The organism is Actinocrispum wychmicini (genome assembly GCF_004345645.1).
GTDB lineage: Bacteria > Actinomycetota > Actinomycetes > Mycobacteriales > Pseudonocardiaceae > Kibdelosporangium > Kibdelosporangium wychmicini.
Window position 1 is genome coordinate 513,986 of record NZ_SLWS01000008.1, and the last position, 16,461, is coordinate 530,446.

Genomic DNA, 16,461 nt, shown 5'->3' on the forward strand with positions numbered 1-16,461 from the left:
CGAAGCCGCGGCCTTCTTTCATGCCCGCATGACTGTGGCGATCGGGATTCGGGCGGCTCGGATGGCGGGGATCAGGCCGCCGAGGAGGCCGGCGGCCAGGCCGGCGATGACTCCGGCGACCCCCGCCTGCCAGGGGAATTCGATTCCGCTGAGGGAGGGGAAGCGGGATCTGAACAGCGACGCGGCGAACCGGAGGCCGAGCGCGCCCGTGCCGATCGCGAGCATGGCCGTCATCAGCCCGGTCAGCAGGGTTTCCGCCAGGACGATCCCGGCCAGCAGCACACGAGGTGTGCCGACGGCCCGGCGCAACGCGAACTCCTCCACCCGTTCGCCGACCGTGGCCAGGCCGACGTTGAGGATGCCGGCCGTGCCGATCAGCAGCACCAGCGCGGCCATGGCCAGGAACACCAGCCGCATCAGCCGCAGTTGGGACTCGACGCGTTCCCGGGAGTTCACCACCTGGGTGTAGATCTGGTCCTTCACCCCGGCGCCTTCGAGCTTGGACCGCAGGATCCGTTCCAGGTCGCTGCCTGCCGGGTCCATCAGGATGCTCACGCCGCTCCCGTAGTAGTTCTGTGAGCTGGTCTGGTCGGCCGGCAGCCAGTTGAGCAGCTCGTCGGCGCGGACGTAGGCCGTTGCCTGGTAGCCGTTGCCGTCCTCGATGACGCCGATGATCTGCGGTGTGGTGTCCGCGGTGGCGCCTTGGACGTGCATCTGCGCGGGTACGCGGTAACGGCTGAAGCCTTTCGCGGCCTCCTTGTTGAGCACGATCCGCGGCGCCAGGCCCGGGGTCCCGGCGAAGTCCAGCCACTGGCCGGACTCGGTGCGGAACGGCCGGAACTGCCGGATGTCCCCGGTCAGCGCGACCAGGTTCACCTCGATCGCCGCGCCGGTGGGCGGGGCGTCACCTTGTGGGCCGACCGTGCAGTCGCCCTTCGCGCTGCAGCGCATGATCATCGGCCCGCCACCGGGCCCACCGCCGGGCCGGTCGAACGGCATGCCGCCGGGGTTCACCGGCGTCAGGTTCGGCTCGCCGATGGTGGCCTGCATGCTGAACGAGCCGACCGCGTCCGGCCGGCCGCGCAACGACTCCAGCGCGATCGGACCGGTTTTGGCGTTGTGCGGCAGGTACATCTGCAGGGTGCCGTCCTTGGCCATGCTCAGTTCGGCGTCGGTCAGCAGCTCCTTCTGGGCGAACTCCGACCCGGTCTGGACCGCGACGACGGCCAGCACACCGAGGAACAGGCTCAGCATGGACAGCAACGTGCGCAGCTTGCGGGCCCGGATGCCCTGTCCGCCGATGATGAGCGCGGACCGCAGCCGCCCGGACAGCCCGATCACACGACCACCTGCTCGTTCGCCGGGGCCAGCCGTCCGTCGACCAGGCGCAGCACCCGGCCCATCCGGTTGGCGTGGTCGTGGTCGTGGGTGACCAGGATCAGCCCGCAGCCGTACTGGGTGGCCGAATGCAGCGCGTCCACCACCAGGTTTCCGGTCTCGGTGTCGAGCGCGCCGGTCGGCTCGTCGGCCAGCAGCACCTGGGGCCGGCGGACCAGGGCCCGCGCGATCGCGACCCGCTGCTGCTCCCCGCCGGACAGCCGCGGCGGCTTCTGTTTGGCCAGGTGCGCGATGCCGACCTGCTCCAACGCCGCCATCACCTGCGCCCTGCGTTTGCGTCGCGGCTGCCAGCCCTGGCCGTTCACCAGCGCCATGGCCACGTTCTGGGCCGCGGTCAGGTTCTTGAGCAGGAAGAACCGTTGGAACACGAAGCCGAACTGGGCGCTGCGCAGCGCCGCGGCCTTGCGTTCCGGGACCCGGGTGATGTCGGCGTCGCCGAGCAGGTACTGGCCGCCGTCGGCCCGGTCGAACAGGCCGATCAACGACAGCAGCGTGGACTTGCCCGAGCCGGACCGGCCGAGCACGGCCACGCTCTCTCCACTGTGGACGGTCAGGTCCACGCCGGCCAGGATGGTCCGTGGCCGCTGCTGCCCGGTCAGGGTCTTGGTGAGACCGGTCAGCTGGATCAGCCGGGTCACTTGCTCGGACCTCCCAGCATGCCGCCCTTCCCGCCGCCGCCGTTGTCCGGTCCCGGCGGCAGGTTCGGGCCGGGCACGGCCAGGGTCTCGTCCCCGGTCAGGCCGGACTTGACCTGGACGACCTTGCCGTCGGTCAGCCCCAGTTCGACGTCCTTGGTCTGCCGGGTGCCGGCCGACGCCAGCACGTCGACCTTGCCCTTGCCCTGCGCGCCGGCCACCGCCTCGACCGGCACCACCAGCACGTTCGCGGCCGTCTCGGTGACGACCTCCACGGTCGCTTCGGCGCCGTTGATCAGCTTCACGTCCGCAGCCGGCGTGCACACCAGCCGCATGCCGGTGGCGGTCGACGGCTGCTGGCCGGGTTTCCTGTCCTGGCCGGCCGGCGGCTGGGGCGGTCCAGGTGGCTGCGGCAGGTTCGCGCCTGGTTGCTGCTGTGGTTGCTGGTTCGGGTCGACGGGCGGATCCGGGATGGTTCCGGCAGGCAACGCGGCGATGGTGCCCAGAGCCGTGCACGGGAACGGCCCCGGTCCGTTCTTGATCTGCGCCTGCACCGACGACAGCGCGTCGGACAGCTTGTACGCCTGATCGCCGGTGATCTCCGCGACGATGCCGTAGCCAACATGCTTGGCCGACACGATGGGCATGCCGGCGGTGACGGTCGCCTTGTCGTCCACGAGCCGCCCGGAGAAGATGGCACCGGCCGGCACCTCGATCGACGTCTTGCCGATGGTGGCGACCTTGGTCGGCTTGGTCGGCGTCTTCTCCGGCGCCTTGACGTCCAGGTATCTGATCTGCCCGGCGACCGGGGCCACGATCCCGAAGACCGGGTCGATGGCGACCTTGCCGGTCAGGCTGACCCGGTTGGTCAGGTCCTGCCGGGTCGGTTTGGCCGTGGTCATCGTCGTGCCGCGCGGGGCCATCCCCGGATTCGGCTTCTCGGGCGTTGACGTACTGCACCCGGCTAAGACGAGCGCGACCGTGAGCAGCACGGGGAGCGTGCGCACCAGATTCAACCCCCAGGTCCGTTTTCGGTGATTCGTTAACCTGCTTGACGTCTGGCGAAGGATCAAGGTTGCGTCGATACTTGATGGGCTGTCGGGTTCCTGGTCTTCACCGCAGTTAAGGACGCCGATGAACCCCCAGAGCGAGATGGACCATGTGGTGCGCGCCCGGTCGGTCGGCAACGTTCTTCAGGCCCAGTCGGTCGGCACGGTCAATTTCAGCCTGCCCGACCCGGTCAAGCGGGCACCGTCACAGTTGCCGCCCGCGGCCCGGTCGTTCGTGAACAGGCACCGTGAGCTGGCCGCGTTGTCCAAACTGGCCGAGCGGGCCAGGACCGACCACGGACCGGCGGTGGCCGTGATCACCGGGCTGGCCGGGGTCGGCAAGACGGCCACCTGTGTGTGGTGGGGACACCAGCACCGGGACGAGTTCGACGGCGGCCAGCTGTACGCGGACCTCGCCGACTACCGCAGCCGGGGCGCCGTGGACGTGGCCGACGTCCTCGGCGCGTTCCTCCGCGCGCTCGGCGTGCACGACCACTACATCCCGATCGGCCTGTCGGAACGGGCCGCGCTCTTCCGAACCCGGACCACCGCGCACCGGATGCTGATCATGCTGGACAACGTGCAGCAGCCGGCGCAGGTCCGGCCGTTGCTGCCCGGCGCGGGCGCGAGCGTGGTGCTGGTGGCCAGCCGCAGGCAGCTCAGCGGCCTACTCGTGGACGGCGCCTCGCTGGTGAACCTGAAGCCGCTCGGCCCGTCCGACGGGTCGCTCGTGGTGTCCGGCCTGCTGGGGCGGGAGGGTGTGGACGCCGGGACACTGGCCGAACTGGTCGGCCTCTGCGGCGGGTTGCCCATCGCGCTGCGGGTCGCGGCGGCTCGGTTGATGTCGCGGAGCCGATGGTCGTTGCCGGAACTGGTTCGCTATCTGACCGACGAACAATGCCGGCTGCGTCGGCTCGCGCACGGCGATCACGCGGTACAAACCGTTTTCGACGTGGCCTACGAGGATCTGCCGAAGCGGGCGAAGGACGTCTACCACATTGTCGGGATACTTCCCGGCGTCGATTTCGATCCGGATGTGATCGCGACGGCCATGAATGTCGACCACGACACGGCAAACGACCTGCTTGGCGCATTGTGCGAGGCGAATCTGATGGAAGAACTGCCGGACGACCGGTATCGGCCGCATGATCTGGTACGCCTGCACGCCCGGCTGCGTGCCGAGAACGCGATTTCCGGCCAGGAGCGGGAAGTGGTCGCCCGTCGGATCGTCGAGTGGTATCTGCGCCGTGCCGCCGCGGCCGACATCGCGGTGCTCGGCCGCGAACGATGGCGCCTCGCCCAGCAGGACACGACGGCGGTCTCGGTCTCGGACGAGTTCGACGCGCGCGGAGGCATGGCGTGGCTGGAGACCGAGCGGGCCAACCTGCTCGGCGCGGTCCGGCTGGCCGCCGAGTACGGCTGGCACGACCGCGTGTGGCAGTTCGGCGAGGCGCTGTGGGCCCTCTACTACAGCGGCAAACACCACCAGGACTGGGTGGAGACCGCCGAACTGGGCGCGCGGGCCGCCCGAGCGGCCGACAACCCTGTCGCCGAGGCGCGAGCGTACGTCTACCTCGCCCGCGCGCGGATCGAGCTCGGCGAGTTCGACCTGGCGACCGCGGCTTTGGAAGCGGCGCAGGAGGCGGCAGCCAAGTCCGGTGACCGGCGAGCCGTCGCGACTGTCATCGAATCGTTCGGTGTCCTGCACCGGCAACAAGGCAGGCTCGCCGACGCGATCGACGACTTCCAGCGGTCCCGTCAGCTCAACAAAGCCGTCGGTGCCCAGCGTGGCGTGGCGATGCAGTCGTACCACGTGGCCGACACGCTCGTCCGCAGCGGCCAACCGCAGCAGGCCCTGGCGGAACTGGCTGAGGCCGCCAGCGTCTTCCGTCAGATCGGCGACGATCTCGCCGAGGCACGGCTGCACATCGTGCGGGGCAGGGCTCTACATGCGTTGGGCCGCAACGACGAGGCCGCTGACTCGCTGCGCACTGCCGTCGCGACAACTCGGGAGCGCAGCCAGCCGATCAAGGAGGTGCAGGCGCTCGAAGCCCTGCTCGAAGTGCTGCCGCCGGACGCCGACGACCACGACTCGGTCACGTCACGCCTGCGGCAGTTGCACAGCCAGACCGGCCGGCCGTGATCAGCCGACGGTTTTCCGTAGGCGCAACATCTGGTGCAGGCATCCCATGGACACCGTCAGCCCGCCGGGCAGCCGCTGGCCGGTGACGACCCAGCCGTAGACCGCCGCCGCGGCCGCGAACGTGTCGACGCCGGACATCTTGAAGTACGTGTCGTGCAGCCAGATGACACAGCCGGTGTTCGTCGCCGATGCCACGACCTTCGCGCCCCCGTACGTCCTGGCCATGTTCCGCGTCCACGCGTACGCGTCGCCGTCCGACAACGGTTCCAGGTTGACGTAGACGTCCGCGTTCTCACACGCCGGCCGATGGACCTCCCGCGCCTCCACCACCCGGAACCAGTCGGTCGTGTCGCTCGGTGAACGGTGCCGCTCGGCCAGCATTCCGGGCAACCGAGCCAGGAACACCCGCTTGTTCCGCACGTCGACGAAGGCACTGGTGAGGAACGAAGTCGTGGTCCCGCGCGGGTACGGCTGCGGCGGGTCGACCGGCCACATCCACGGCGTGGGCTCAGGCGGGTCAAGGTCGAGCAGGTCGTAGATGATGTCGTGGATGATCTCCAACGACCGGGTCCGGGCCGCGACCCCCGCCCGCGTCACGCGTTCGGCCATCATCGGCCGATGGTCCCTGATCAGCGCGGCCACCTGATCGTGCAGCCCACCCCAGCGGTCCAGCCGAACCGTGCTGTGGCAGAACATCGCCAACGCCGAGTCCGGATCGAGCTCGGCGAGCCCGTCCACCACCTGCGCGGCCGGCCGCCGGAGCACCGCTCCGTAAAACGTCGTACTGCCATGATCGCCGAGGACCAGATCCGCCGCGATCAGCGCGGCCCGCCACCCCTTGTCCGGCGGGATCAGCAGCAGACCGCCCGCGCGTGCCTCACGGAAGATCTCCTTGACGTTGTACGTGATGTGGCCGGTCCAGATGTTCGGGTGGAGCACCAGCGCGACCTGGAACTCGTCCACCGGAAGCTGGGCCACCAGCCGCTGCACGAAGTCCTCGGTCTGGCCCATCAGGGAATGCTGTCCCCAGGTCGACGACACCACGACCAGCTGACGGTCGTCGCCGACACCTAAAGCGCGCCGGTAGTCCCGGCGGTTCACCACACTCGCCGCCATCCGGTCATAGGTGGGGTCGCCGATGACCTGGGCCCGATCGGCCGCGGCCGGACACCAACTCTTGATCTGGTCGATCTGATCCCGATGGGACACGCCAATGACCGTCGGGATCACCACACCGCGGTAGGTGAGCTCCCGTTCCGACGCGCCCGACGGAGCTTCCGGATGGCCGGTCTTCTCGACCACCTTCCGGCCGTGCCCGACTCCGTGCGGGACAACGAACACCTGACCGTTCAGCAGCCCCAGATGGCTGTTCGCGTGGGCGGCCAGGATCAACGGGTACTCGGTCCTCTCGTCGACGACCCGCTCCCACGGCGTGATCTCGACCCCCAACGACTCCAGGTACCGCTCGATGCCCGCGGAGAAGCTGGACCCTCTGTCCACTGTGTACTCGACCCGGACCGCCCGGTCACCGGCGAACAAGGGGAGCAGGTCGGTCAGCCGGTCCCAGGACGTGAGATTGCGGACCACGACGAGAGCCCTGCGGGAGGCTGACCAAGTCTCCCGGGGCGGACTCTGATCACTGTGCCAAGCGTTCACGGCGGCCTGACCCTTGGGCATGACAGTATGGTCACGCTGTGTAGTGGGGGGTAGCTGAACGAGGTGGGTGTCGCTCTTGTTAGGTTGATGCTAGCTCGCGCTATGCGATGACAGAAGATGTATTGTCGTGAAATGCGATGTCGCATCAGGTCGCAGAATGCGGTGCTTCAAGTCGACAGGTGGCAGGAGAGAAGAACTGTGACAACGCGTGGTGGAAGTCCGGTCGCCAAGCTGCGATGGCTGCGATCTGAACTTCGCCGGGCTCGGGAGCGGGCGGGGCGCACCCAGAAGGATGTCGCGGCCGAGTTCGGCTGGCATCCGTCCAAGGTCATCAGGATCGAACAGGGCTCGGTCACCCTGGACGTGGCCGACCTGTCCGTGATGTTGCGGTACTACGGTGTCACCGACCAGGACAAGATCAGCGAGTTCACCGAGGCCGCGCGGTCGGCCAAGGAGCACGTGTGGTGGGACGACTACCGCAGGGACTTCTCTCCTGAACTGATCACATTTGTGAGTTACGAGGCGTCGGCCGTCCGGAACCGGCAGTTCCAGCTGACGATGATCCCGGGAATCCTGCAGACCGAGCAGTACGCCCGCGCCATCATGCGGTTGTATGACGACGACGACCGGATCATTGACCGCGGGGTCGCTCTGCGGCTTGACCGGCAGCGGATTCTTGAGGCGCCGGATCCGCCGCAGATGTTCTTCGTTTTGGACGAGGCCGCGATACGACGTCCGGTGGGCGGCCGGGATGTCATGGCCGGACAGTTGCGCAAGCTCAAGGAGTTGGCCGACCGGCCGAACGTCAGCATCCAGGTGGTGCCGCTGGCCGCGGGCGAGTACGTCGGGATGAAGGGCTCGTTCACGATCTTCGAGTTCGCCGGTGCGGACCAGGATTTCGTCGTTTTTCCCGAGCAGACCCTGGGCATTGTCACGGCCAAGACGCCCGAGGAGATCAGTCAGTACGTCGCGACGTTCTTCGAGTTGGAGGACGTGGCACGGCCGGCCGCGGATTTTGGCCAGATCGTGGACACCGTACTGGCCGAATCATGACCACGCAGTGTTTTCGCGTGGAGAAGGAGTGGGGAACACACACCTGAATCGCGACTCGGCTTGTTGCCCGACACGGTTGCTCTGTCTGGCTTGAGTCGTTCGGATCCCCTCCTCCCAACGCTCTTCCTGATCCCTCGCTCGGGCGTAGAACCGTCGTACCGTGTTTTCGTATTCTTGAGGTGATCGGTTGGTCGGGCGCGCCGTTGGCTTTCTCAACGCGAGGGGAGATCGCATGAGAGATCTCGGGAGCGGATCGGACACAGGTCGACTGTCGCGTGCAGGGGTATGGCACAAGAGCGTGTGCAGCGGTAGTGCGGGTTCCAACTGTGTTGAGGTCAAGCACGGCCAAGAATCCGTACTTGTACGTGATTCCAAAGGGGACAGTGCAGTGTGGTTGAGGTTCTCGCGGGTCGCCTGGTTCGACTTCCGGTGGGCCGTTCGGCGTAACGGTGATCGGTGACATAGCGATCTTGTCCGGGTGCGATCGCCGCTGACGTTGTATGGTGTGCTCGTGCGTGGAGGTGGGGGCCAACTGAGCGAGCAGGCCGGCACGGACATCAGTTCTCAGGTCGAGCGGTTACCGGCTGCCATCCCGCAGCCGGAGCACTCCGAGTACCGGGTTCAGGCGCGTCGCTGGTTGGCGGCGGCCGGGCCGGATTCCGCGTTGCCCCAGCGGATGGTGGTGACCCGGGGGTACGTCAGGTTGCTGGCCGCCGGGGTGTGGGGCGCGGACGAGAGTTGGCGCGCCGACGTCCGGGAGCTGGTTGTCGGGCTTCGGCCGACGGAGGAGCAGGACGCGTCCGGCGAGCAGTTGGCGTTGGTCGCGATCGGGATGGCGTTGCTGCTGCAGGAGGCGAACCTGCACGGTGGCGCGGGGCCGGACCAGATCGCCAGGTCAGCCTGGGAGCTCGTGCAGGAGTGGGTGGCGTACGCCGAGGAGTCGGACATCACCGCCGAGCTGGTGACGTCCACCCAGCTGCACGCGCGGGTGGCCACCGGGTCCGAGGTGCAGGCCGTGGTGGAGCTGGCGATGGCCGCCGCGGACGACCCGAGGGCGGAGATCATCGCCGCGTTGGAGACTGAGGGGTATCACGCCGAGTACATGGAAGGCGTGTGGGTGATCGACGGTGACTTCCGCACCCCGTTGCGGGCCGCCGCCCGAGCCGCCACGTTGATCGCCAGCCCGTGCGTGGTCCTGGCACGCAACACCAAGAAGTCCACTGTCCTGCTGTGGCGGGACACCGTGCTGGCGATGGCCGAGTCGACGGTCCCGCGCTGGCGGATCTACCGGATCGTGCCGCCGACCACCCCGCAGTCCAAGTTCGGCGGCGGTGATGGCCTGCCCACCACGCGGGACATCCACCCGCTGGCACCCGCGCCCGAACAGGTCCGTACCCTCGCCGAGCAGGCCGGGGTGACACTGCCGATGTTGTTGGCCGCCTTGCGTTAGTGAACCAGCTTGTCGATCTCGGCTCGCGTCGGCGCTGTCGCCGGCCCGTGCCGGGTCACTGACAGCGCGGCGGCCGCGTTGGCCCGCTGGGCGGCATACAGAATATTGTTGCCGCGCAACAGTTCCGCGGCGAGAACACCGCAGTGGATGTCGCCGGCGCCGTTCGTGTCTACAGCATACACATCGAAGCCTGGCACCTGGGTTGTCTGGCTATTGTAGACGATCGTGCAGCCGCGAGGGCCGTCTCTCCGGACCCGGATGGGAACGTCCACATCGGACAAAGCAGCGGCCTCGGCCGCGTTGCTGCTCAAGATGTCCACGTATGGCAGGACAGCGCGCCAGGTCTCCGCCGGGATCGAGGCGGCCAACGGGCTGGGATCGAGCATGACGGTCGCGGAGATCGAGGGAAGCCACGCCAGGAGCGCGTCACGGTTGATTGTATGCGTTAGACTGTAGCCGGTAATGTATACAATGTCGCCGTCGACATCGACCGGCCGGACGCGGCCCTCCGCGCCCGGACTGGTGATGAACGTCCGCTCGCCGGTCTGGTCGACGATGACGAAACACACCCCGATGGCGTTGTCGTCCGGCGGCAGCGCGAGGATGATTCCCTCCTCCGCCAACGCTTTCCGCGCCAGATCGTCGAACTGGCCGGAGCCGTGGCTGCCCGCGTACACCACATCCGCGCCGGACCGGGCCGCCGCGGCCATCACGTTGAAGCCGCCACCCACATGCTGCTCGAACGACGACGCGAGCACGTCCCCGCCGAGCGGCGGCAGCGCGTCCACCCGCATCACCAGGTCGGCCACGATCTGTCCAGTGTGGACGAAGCGGCCGGTCATCGCAGCCTGAGCAGGTCGTCCACCAAGGGTTCGAGATTCAGGTCGTTCACCCGGCGGACCGTGTCGAGCAGGTCCGCGGGGAAACCCGTCAGACCGTGCTGGGCCCCGAGGATCGCGCCGCACATGGCGGCCACGGTATCGGTGTCCCCGCCCACCTCGGCGGCGAGGGTCAGCACCGCCATCGGGTCGTCGCCGAGGGCCTCCACCAACGCGATCGCCGCGACCACGGACTCCTGTGCGGCCACCGAAGTCCCGATCACCGAGGCGACCGCGTCGGCGACGGACGCACGGTCCATGCCGCGCACCCACTGCCGGGCCCAGCGGATCCGGGGTGAGATCTCGCCGCCCGGCACCCAGTGGCCATGTCGGGCGCCGCGTTCCGCTGCGCGTTCGGCTTCGTCCAACGCGTCCGCCAGGCCGCCGCCGTCGACGCCGGCCGAGACCGCCGCCGCGATCGCGGAGGCGGCCGCGATCCCCAGACTGGTGTTGTGCGTGACCTGGCTGGCTTCGACCACGGCGTCGACCAGGTCGTCGCCGGGCCGGACCGCGATCCCGATCGGTGTCACGCGCATGGCTGCGCCGTTCGTGTCGCCGCCGCTGCCCGCCGCGTCCGGCCGGGCGCCGCCCGCGAGCAGGTCCAGCGCCCGCCGCGTGGACGGGCCGAGCAGGTCGAGCGACCCGCGGCGGACCATGTCGGCCTCCCAACGCCGCAGCGCGTCCGCGAACTTCAGCGGGTCGATGTGCCCGGCGCCTTCGACGAACAGCCGGCCGACCAGGACCGCCTGCTCGGTGTCGTCGGTGACGGACCCGGCGGCCATGCCGGGCGCCACCGGCTGCTCGCTGTTGGCCGCCAACAAGGTCCGGACCCGGCCGTACTGTCGCGCGATCTCGTTGCGGGACATCGCCTGGGTGGGCATTCCCATGGCGTCGCCGAGCGCGAGGCCGTAGAACGCCCCCAACGCCCGCACCTGTTCAGGCATGTTTGAAGATCTACTCTTCGTGGCCGGCCAGGTCAACCGCGACTGAACGTGACCCGACCCCTGTTGTCCGGCGACGGCTCGACGAGCACCACGTCCCACCGGCCGGACGCCAGCACCAGCCTGGACCCGGCGCCCGCGACGACCTTCTCCTCGCCGTCGCCGAGCATGGCCGCGGGCCCGTGCCGGACATCGTCACCGGCCGCACGGTAGTCCTGGACGAAGATGTTCCCCACCGCCACCCGGGCACTGTGACCACCCGATCCGGCATGCGGTTGTCACAGTCGGGTCGGGGCCTCGATGCCGAGCAGGTCCAGGCCGAGCGTGAGCACCTTCGAGGTCACCGTGATCAGCGCCAGCCGGGACGCGCGCACATCCGGCTCCGCCTTCAGCACCGGGCACTTCTCGTAGAACGACGTCAGCGAGGACGCCGTCTCATACAGGTACGTGCTGAGCTTGTGCGGCGAGTACGTGTCGATCGCGGACTGCACCGCGGCCGGGAACCGAGTCAGCCGCAGGGCCAGGTCGCGTTCGGCGGGTTCGGTGAGCGTCACCCCAGTCTCGACAACAGCGGCATCCGGCGCCGCCTCCGCCTTGCGCAGGATGGAGAGGATGCGCGTGTTGGCGTACTGCAGGTAGACGGCGGTGTTGCCGTCCATCGCCAGCATCTTGTCCCACGCGAACACGTAGTCCTTCTCGCGGTCGCTGGACAGGTCCGCGTACTTCACCGCGCCGATGCCCACCTTCCGGGCGACCTCGGCGCGTTCGGCTTCGTCCAGTTCGCTGCGTTCCGCGACGATCGCGGCGGCCCGGTCGACCGCCTCGGTCAGCAGCTCGGCCAGTTTGATGGTGCCGCCGGCGCGGCTGCGGATGGTCTTGCCGTCGGCACCGAGGATCGAGCCGAACCCGATGTGCTCGGCGTGGTGCTCGGCGGTGAGCCAGCCGGCGTCCCGGGACGCGGTGAAGACCATCTGGAAGTGTTGGGACTGCGGGGTTCCGACCACGTACAGCAGGTCCGTGACCGCGCGCTCACCAGTCCAGTACCGCACGGTCGCGAGATCCGTGCTGGCGTAGCCATAGCCGCCGTCGCTCTTGCGCATGATCAACGGCAGCGGGTCGCCGTCGCGGTTGGTGAAGCCCGCCGGGAACACGCACAGCGCGCCGTCACTGATCCGGGTCAGGCCCTTGCGCTCCAACTCGTCGACCGTGTCGGACAAGTACGGGTTGTAGAAACTTTCGCCGTAGAGGTCGGTGCTGGTCAGGCCGATTCCCAGGAGCCGGTAGACCTTCTCGAAGTGCCGGGTGGACTCGTCCACCAGGTCCCGCCACAGCGCCAGGGTCGGCTCGTCGCCGCCCTGCAACAGGACCACGCGGCGACGCGAGCGGTCAGCGAAATCCGGGTCCGCGTCGAACTTCTTGCGTGCCTCGGTGTAGAAACCGTTGAGGTCGCCGATCGTGTGCTCGGCGCCGAAACCCTCGTCGACGAGGTGCTCGATCAGCATCCCGAACGGCGTGCCCCAGTCACCGAGATGGTTGTGCGGGATGACCTCGTGGCCGACGAACCGCAGCATCCGCACGATCGCGTCGCCGATGATGGACGAGCGCAGGTGCCCGACGTGCATCTCCTTGGCCACGTTCGGGCTGGAGTAGTCGATCGCGATCCGGCGCGGCTCGTCCGTCCGCGGGATGCCGAGCCGGGCGTCGGCCAGCAGGCCCCGCATGTGCCCGGCCAGCCAGCGCGTCCGCAGCGTCAGGTTGACGAACCCGGGGCCGGCGACGTCCGGCGTCTCGACCAGGTCGTCGGCGTCCAGCGCGGCCACGATCGACTCGCCGATCTCCCGCGGGTCGCGGCGCAGCCGTTTGCCCAGGCCCATGGCCGCGTTGCACTGGTAGTCCGCGCCAGGTCGGCTGGACGGTCGGATCAACGCCTCCGCGGGAGTGATCTCCAGGTCGAGCGCGGCGCGTACCGCGTCCGCCACTCGACGCCCCAGTTCCAGCCCGATGTCTCCGCGCAGCAGTCCCACCCGTCAATTACACCAGGGCACGCTACCGGGAATGCAGTTGGTCCCAGTGGTGTTGCGCGGCCGGACGCCACTCGACGTGCCGCCGGTGGAACAGCTCGGCCGCCCGCGACCCCGGCCAGTTCGCCGGCAGCAGCCCGCTGGGCAGCCGGGGATCCAGGAACGGGAACCGCCGCCACTCGTGCACCAGCAACGTCTGGGCGTGCAGCACCTCCTGCCCGTCGGTCGGGTGCGACCCGCTGAACTCGGCGATGAACCCGGCGTACCGAGCCTCCACTTCGGACAGATCCCAGGCGCGCGCGACCATCCCGCCGATCTCGCCGATGTCGCCATAGGTTGCCACGAAAGACATCGCGCCCCGGTCCAGGTCCAGCTCGGTGAGGATGCCGCGGGCCTCGTCCTGCCGGCTGGCGTCGGGGGAGATCCACACCCCGGCCTCGGGGGAGCCGAAGCCGGCCCAGGTGAGCCGGGTGCGCAGCCGGTGCCGAAGGTCCCGTTTGGACTCCGGCACGGACGCCAGCAGCACCAGCCACCGGCCGTCCCAAGGCGGTTCGGCGCTGCCGAACTCGTAGATCCGTTCGGCGCCCTCGGTGAGCAGCTTGCGGCCGGGCGGGGTGAGCGACCACCGCACCCGCCGGCCGACCCGCTCGGCCTGGAGCCACCCCTCGGCGGCGGTCCTGGCCAGCGCCTGCCGCGCGGAGCGCTCCTCCACGTCGAACAACGCCAGGGTGTCGACCAGCGCGGACGTCCACACCGGGGTCCCCCGGGGCAGGACGTACTCGCCGAGTAGAGTCATCAGGAGTGACCGCGCGCTCGTGTGGCTGACTTCCCGTCGTCGGCTCACCACCGGACTGGTCATCCGACGGATGATACAGGATCTTGACGTGCCGTCGACCTTCTGTCGACCAACACCAGCGACCCCACCGCCAGCACCTCGGTCAGCAGCATCCCCCGTTCCACCACGCCCAACGGAATGGCCAGCCACCAACGGATCCCGGTGAACGGCTGGGCCGCCACCGCGCCGAGGATGACCGCGAACCACAGCAGCGACACCACACCCAGCCACAGCGGCCACGGGCTGCGGGTGATCCGGCCGACGATGATGGCGGCCAGCGGCAACGCGACGAACGCGACCACGCTCGCGACCCGGTGGACCGTCCCACCCATGCTCGGCCCGACCGCCCAGTTGTTCTTCGGGAACGCCACGATCACCATCAGGCTCGCGCTCCACACCGCCACCAGGAACGACGTGACCGACACCGCCCGGATCACCTCCTGGCTCACCAACGACACGACCACCGCGACCGACCCGAGCGCGAGCGCGGTGACACCGACGTTGAAGACCCACGCGTCGGGCAAAAGGCCGTATTCGGACAGCGTTCGGGTCACCGCGTCGACGTTCGACGAGGGTGGGATAAGGTGCAACAGTCCGATCAGGATGATTGCGGTGAGCACCCCGAACAGGCCGAGAGCTCGGGAAACCCGGGTCAGGGCCATCAGGAGTACCTCCGCGCGTGATCGACTGCGATGAACGGACCAACTTCCGAAGGGATCGGACGAGTTCCCGACGACAGGGGTTTGACAGATCCGGGACTCGGGTAATCCTGCGCCATGCTTTTGGGCGCCGAGGACCGCATGCTTGGTCCGCTCGTGTGGGTGCATCTGGTGATGTACCGCCCCGTGCTGCTGCCTGACCGGCCCGTGGCAGAGGTCGTCCAGGACGTCGAGGACCTGGCCGGCCACATGGCCGACCTGCTCGCGGCCGAGACACCGCAACAGCCCGCCGCGATCGCGGCGGCCAACCGCGTGCTCGACGTGTGCTGCCTGTTCGTGGAGCGCTGGACGATCGGCGACGCCAAGCCGAACACGTTCCGCGGTGACGTGCTGCGGCTCGGCATGCGCCTGGACACCATCGCGAACCGCCTGGTCCCCCAGGGCCTCGAAGCCGATGAGCGGGCGGCGTCCTAAGGCGAGGTGCACGCCACCGAGGGTGTCACCGGTTGTGGTCCGTCGGTGCTGGCGATCAGGCCGAAGTTCGTGGTTCGGTCCACCGCGGTGTTCCAGGTGGCCGGCTCGACCCGGATCGAGCTGCCGTCCACCGACAGCGTGCCGTTCCACAGTTGGCCGATGCTCTGGCCGCCGGGCAGCATCCAGCTGACCGTCCACCCCCGCAACGGTTTCGACGACGCCGTGACGGTCACCAACGCCTCGTAGCCGGTCGGCCAGGAATTCGTGATCTTGTACGTCGCCTGGCATGTGGGGGCGAGAGTCGGCGGGGGAGCCGCGACCGGCTGCGGCGCGTCACGTAAAGCCAGCCCCACGACCAGCCCGATGCCCAGTAGGGCCGCCGCGCCCAGGGTGGCGAACACCGCCCGCCGCCGGGGTTTCGCCAGGGTCTTGGTCTCCGTACGCGGGGCGAAGGTTGGCGGTGGTTCGCCCGTGGTCAGGTGGTGCTGGGCCTGCCGCATCGTTGGCCGTTCCGCTGGGTCGGTGCGCAGCAGCCACAGCAGCAGCGGGGCGAGCGACCCGGACCGCCGCGGTGGGGCGACTTGGCCTTCCGCGACTCGCAGTAGCAGCGCGATCGTGTTGTCGCCCATGCCGAACGGCGGTACGCCTTCCGTTGCCGCGTACAGGGTCGAGCCCAGCGAGAACACGTCCGACGGGAAGGCCGCCCGGTCGCCGGCCGCGACCTCGGGCGCCAGGAAGGCCGGGGTGCCGGCGATCACGCCGGTGCCGGTCATCGTCGCGTCGCCGACCGCCCGGGAGATGCCGAAGTCGGTGATCTTCGCCGTGCCGTCCGGGGCGATCAGGACGTTGTCCGGTTTGACGTCCCGGTGGACGATGCCGGCGTCGTGCGCGGCGGCCAGCGCGGCGGCGACCTGGCCGCCGATCCTGGCAACCTCGTCGGCCGGCAGCGCGCCGCGTTCGGCGATGACCTCGGAGAGGCTCCGCGACGGCAGGTACTCCAGCACCAGGCACGGGTGCCCGTCGTGTTCGACCACGTCATGGACGGCGATCGCGTTGGGGTGCTGGAGTTTCGCGGCGAGCCGGGCCTCGCGCATCACCCGCTCGCCGGCCTGGTCACCCTCGGCGCCGCCGAGCGCCAGCAGCTTCACCGCGACCGTCCGGTCCAGGCGCTCGTCGTGGGCGCGCCAGACCACCCCCATGGCGCCGCGGCCGATCCGGCCGGTCAGCCGGTACCGGCCGCCGACCAAGTCACCTTTTCCGGTCACCCGG

At 69.1% G+C, this 16,461-nt stretch carries 16 protein-coding genes; 5 read left to right on the top strand and 11 right to left on the bottom strand.

Annotation, left to right across the window (positions count from 1 at the left end):
• Positions 1 to 18: 18 nt before the first annotated feature.
• Genes EV192_RS35205 through EV192_RS35215 form a run of 3 tightly spaced genes read right to left on the bottom strand, consistent with a single transcriptional unit; the run spans position 19 to position 3,040 of the window.
• On the bottom strand, positions 19 to 1,341 hold the full coding sequence (locus EV192_RS35205; protein ID WP_132122904.1) for an ABC transporter permease: 1,323 nt from the start codon (positions 1,339 to 1,341) through the stop codon (positions 19 to 21).
• The gene (locus EV192_RS35210) at positions 1,338 to 2,036 is read right to left on the bottom strand and encodes an ABC transporter ATP-binding protein (RefSeq protein WP_132122905.1); all 699 of its coding nucleotides are present in this window, start codon (positions 2,034 to 2,036) and stop codon (positions 1,338 to 1,340) included. The genes EV192_RS35205 and EV192_RS35210 overlap by 4 nt, the downstream gene beginning before the upstream one ends.
• The gene (locus tag EV192_RS35215; RefSeq protein WP_243727272.1) at positions 2,033 to 3,040 is read right to left on the bottom strand and encodes an efflux RND transporter periplasmic adaptor subunit; all 1,008 of its coding nucleotides are present in this window, start codon (positions 3,038 to 3,040) and stop codon (positions 2,033 to 2,035) included. The genes EV192_RS35210 and EV192_RS35215 overlap by 4 nt, the downstream gene beginning before the upstream one ends.
• 127 nt (positions 3,041 to 3,167) lie before the next feature.
• Between EV192_RS35215 and EV192_RS35220 the strand changes: the two genes are divergently transcribed.
• On the top strand, positions 3,168 to 5,225 hold the full coding sequence (locus EV192_RS35220) for a tetratricopeptide repeat protein (RefSeq protein ID WP_132122906.1): 2,058 nt from the start codon (positions 3,168 to 3,170) through the stop codon (positions 5,223 to 5,225).
• On the opposite strand, the gene EV192_RS35225 is transcribed toward EV192_RS35220, so the two are convergent.
• Positions 5,226 to 6,902 (bottom strand): hypothetical protein, encoded by a 1,677-nt coding sequence (locus EV192_RS35225; protein ID WP_132122907.1) that lies wholly within the window; start codon positions 6,900 to 6,902, stop codon positions 5,226 to 5,228.
• Between the two features lie 177 nt (positions 6,903 to 7,079).
• Here EV192_RS35225 and EV192_RS35230 point away from each other — a divergent pair, with 177 nt between their 5' ends.
• From EV192_RS35230 to EV192_RS35240, 3 genes are all read left to right on the top strand, one after another.
• A complete protein-coding gene (locus tag EV192_RS35230) occupies positions 7,080 to 7,934 on the top strand; it encodes a helix-turn-helix domain-containing protein (protein ID WP_165960781.1) in 855 nt (284 codons plus the stop codon).
• A gap of 232 nt (positions 7,935 to 8,166) precedes the next feature.
• Positions 8,167 to 8,394: a DUF397 domain-containing protein gene (locus EV192_RS35235; protein ID WP_132122909.1), complete on the top strand. Its 228-nt coding sequence runs from the start codon at positions 8,167 to 8,169 to the stop codon at positions 8,392 to 8,394.
• A 51-nt stretch (positions 8,395 to 8,445) separates the two neighbouring features.
• Positions 8,446 to 9,384 carry a hypothetical protein gene (locus EV192_RS35240; RefSeq protein ID WP_132122910.1) on the top strand — a complete coding sequence of 313 codons (939 nt, stop codon included), beginning with the start codon at positions 8,446 to 8,448 and terminating at the stop codon, positions 9,382 to 9,384.
• Here the strand turns inward: EV192_RS35240 and EV192_RS35245 are convergent.
• From EV192_RS35245 to EV192_RS35270, 6 genes are read right to left on the bottom strand one after another with little or no spacing between them, the layout of a single operon-like run.
• The gene (locus tag EV192_RS35245; protein ID WP_132122911.1) at positions 9,381 to 10,226 is read right to left on the bottom strand and encodes a PfkB family carbohydrate kinase; all 846 of its coding nucleotides are present in this window, start codon (positions 10,224 to 10,226) and stop codon (positions 9,381 to 9,383) included. The two genes, EV192_RS35240 and EV192_RS35245, sit on opposite strands and share 4 nt — an antisense overlap.
• The gene (locus tag EV192_RS35250) at positions 10,223 to 11,206 is read right to left on the bottom strand and encodes an ADP-ribosylglycohydrolase family protein (protein WP_132122912.1); all 984 of its coding nucleotides are present in this window, start codon (positions 11,204 to 11,206) and stop codon (positions 10,223 to 10,225) included. Before EV192_RS35250 ends, EV192_RS35245 begins: the two co-directional genes overlap by 4 nt.
• Positions 11,207 to 11,238: 32 nt before the next feature.
• Positions 11,239 to 11,445 carry a hypothetical protein gene (locus EV192_RS35255; protein ID WP_132122913.1) on the bottom strand — a complete coding sequence of 69 codons (207 nt, stop codon included), beginning with the start codon at positions 11,443 to 11,445 and terminating at the stop codon, positions 11,239 to 11,241.
• Positions 11,446 to 11,481: 36 nt separating this feature from the next.
• Positions 11,482 to 13,221 carry an arginine--tRNA ligase gene (argS, locus tag EV192_RS35260; protein WP_132123033.1) on the bottom strand — a complete coding sequence of 580 codons (1,740 nt, stop codon included), beginning with the start codon at positions 13,219 to 13,221 and terminating at the stop codon, positions 11,482 to 11,484.
• A gap of 28 nt (positions 13,222 to 13,249) precedes the next feature.
• Entirely contained in the window at positions 13,250 to 14,083 is an 834-nt protein-coding gene (locus EV192_RS35265) for a PaaX family transcriptional regulator (protein WP_132122914.1), read from the bottom strand.
• A complete protein-coding gene (locus tag EV192_RS35270) occupies positions 14,080 to 14,721 on the bottom strand; it encodes a DUF998 domain-containing protein (protein ID WP_165960782.1) in 642 nt (213 codons plus the stop codon). Before EV192_RS35270 ends, EV192_RS35265 begins: the two co-directional genes overlap by 4 nt.
• Before the next feature lie 138 nt (positions 14,722 to 14,859).
• On the opposite strand from EV192_RS35270, the gene EV192_RS35275 reads away from it, so the two are divergent.
• Complete coding sequence (locus tag EV192_RS35275) at positions 14,860 to 15,192, top strand: hypothetical protein (protein WP_165960783.1); 333 nt, start codon at positions 14,860 to 14,862, stop codon at positions 15,190 to 15,192.
• Here the strand turns inward: EV192_RS35275 and EV192_RS35280 are convergent.
• On the bottom strand, positions 15,189 to 16,457 hold the full coding sequence (locus EV192_RS35280) for a serine/threonine-protein kinase (RefSeq protein WP_132122917.1): 1,269 nt from the start codon (positions 16,455 to 16,457) through the stop codon (positions 15,189 to 15,191). The two genes, EV192_RS35275 and EV192_RS35280, sit on opposite strands and share 4 nt — an antisense overlap.
• Positions 16,458 to 16,461 lie beyond the last annotated feature (4 nt).

Coding starts and splice junctions, on each gene's coding strand:
- EV192_RS35270 (WP_165960782.1), bottom strand. CDS start 14,721: ATGGCCCTGACCCGGGTTTCCCGAGCTCTCGGCCTGTTCGGGGTGCTC.
- EV192_RS35245 (WP_132122911.1), bottom strand. CDS start 10,226: ATGACCGGCCGCTTCGTCCACACTGGACAGATCGTGGCCGACCTGGTG.
- EV192_RS35220 (WP_132122906.1), top strand. CDS start 3,168: ATGAACCCCCAGAGCGAGATGGACCATGTGGTGCGCGCCCGGTCGGTC.
- EV192_RS35235 (WP_132122909.1), top strand. CDS start 8,167: ATGAGAGATCTCGGGAGCGGATCGGACACAGGTCGACTGTCGCGTGCA.
- EV192_RS35275 (WP_165960783.1), top strand. CDS start 14,860: ATGCTTGGTCCGCTCGTGTGGGTGCATCTGGTGATGTACCGCCCCGTG.
- EV192_RS35250 (WP_132122912.1), bottom strand. CDS start 11,206: ATGCCTGAACAGGTGCGGGCGTTGGGGGCGTTCTACGGCCTCGCGCTC.
- EV192_RS35265 (WP_132122914.1), bottom strand. CDS start 14,083: ATGACCAGTCCGGTGGTGAGCCGACGACGGGAAGTCAGCCACACGAGC.
- EV192_RS35225 (WP_132122907.1), bottom strand. CDS start 6,902: ATGCCCAAGGGTCAGGCCGCCGTGAACGCTTGGCACAGTGATCAGAGT.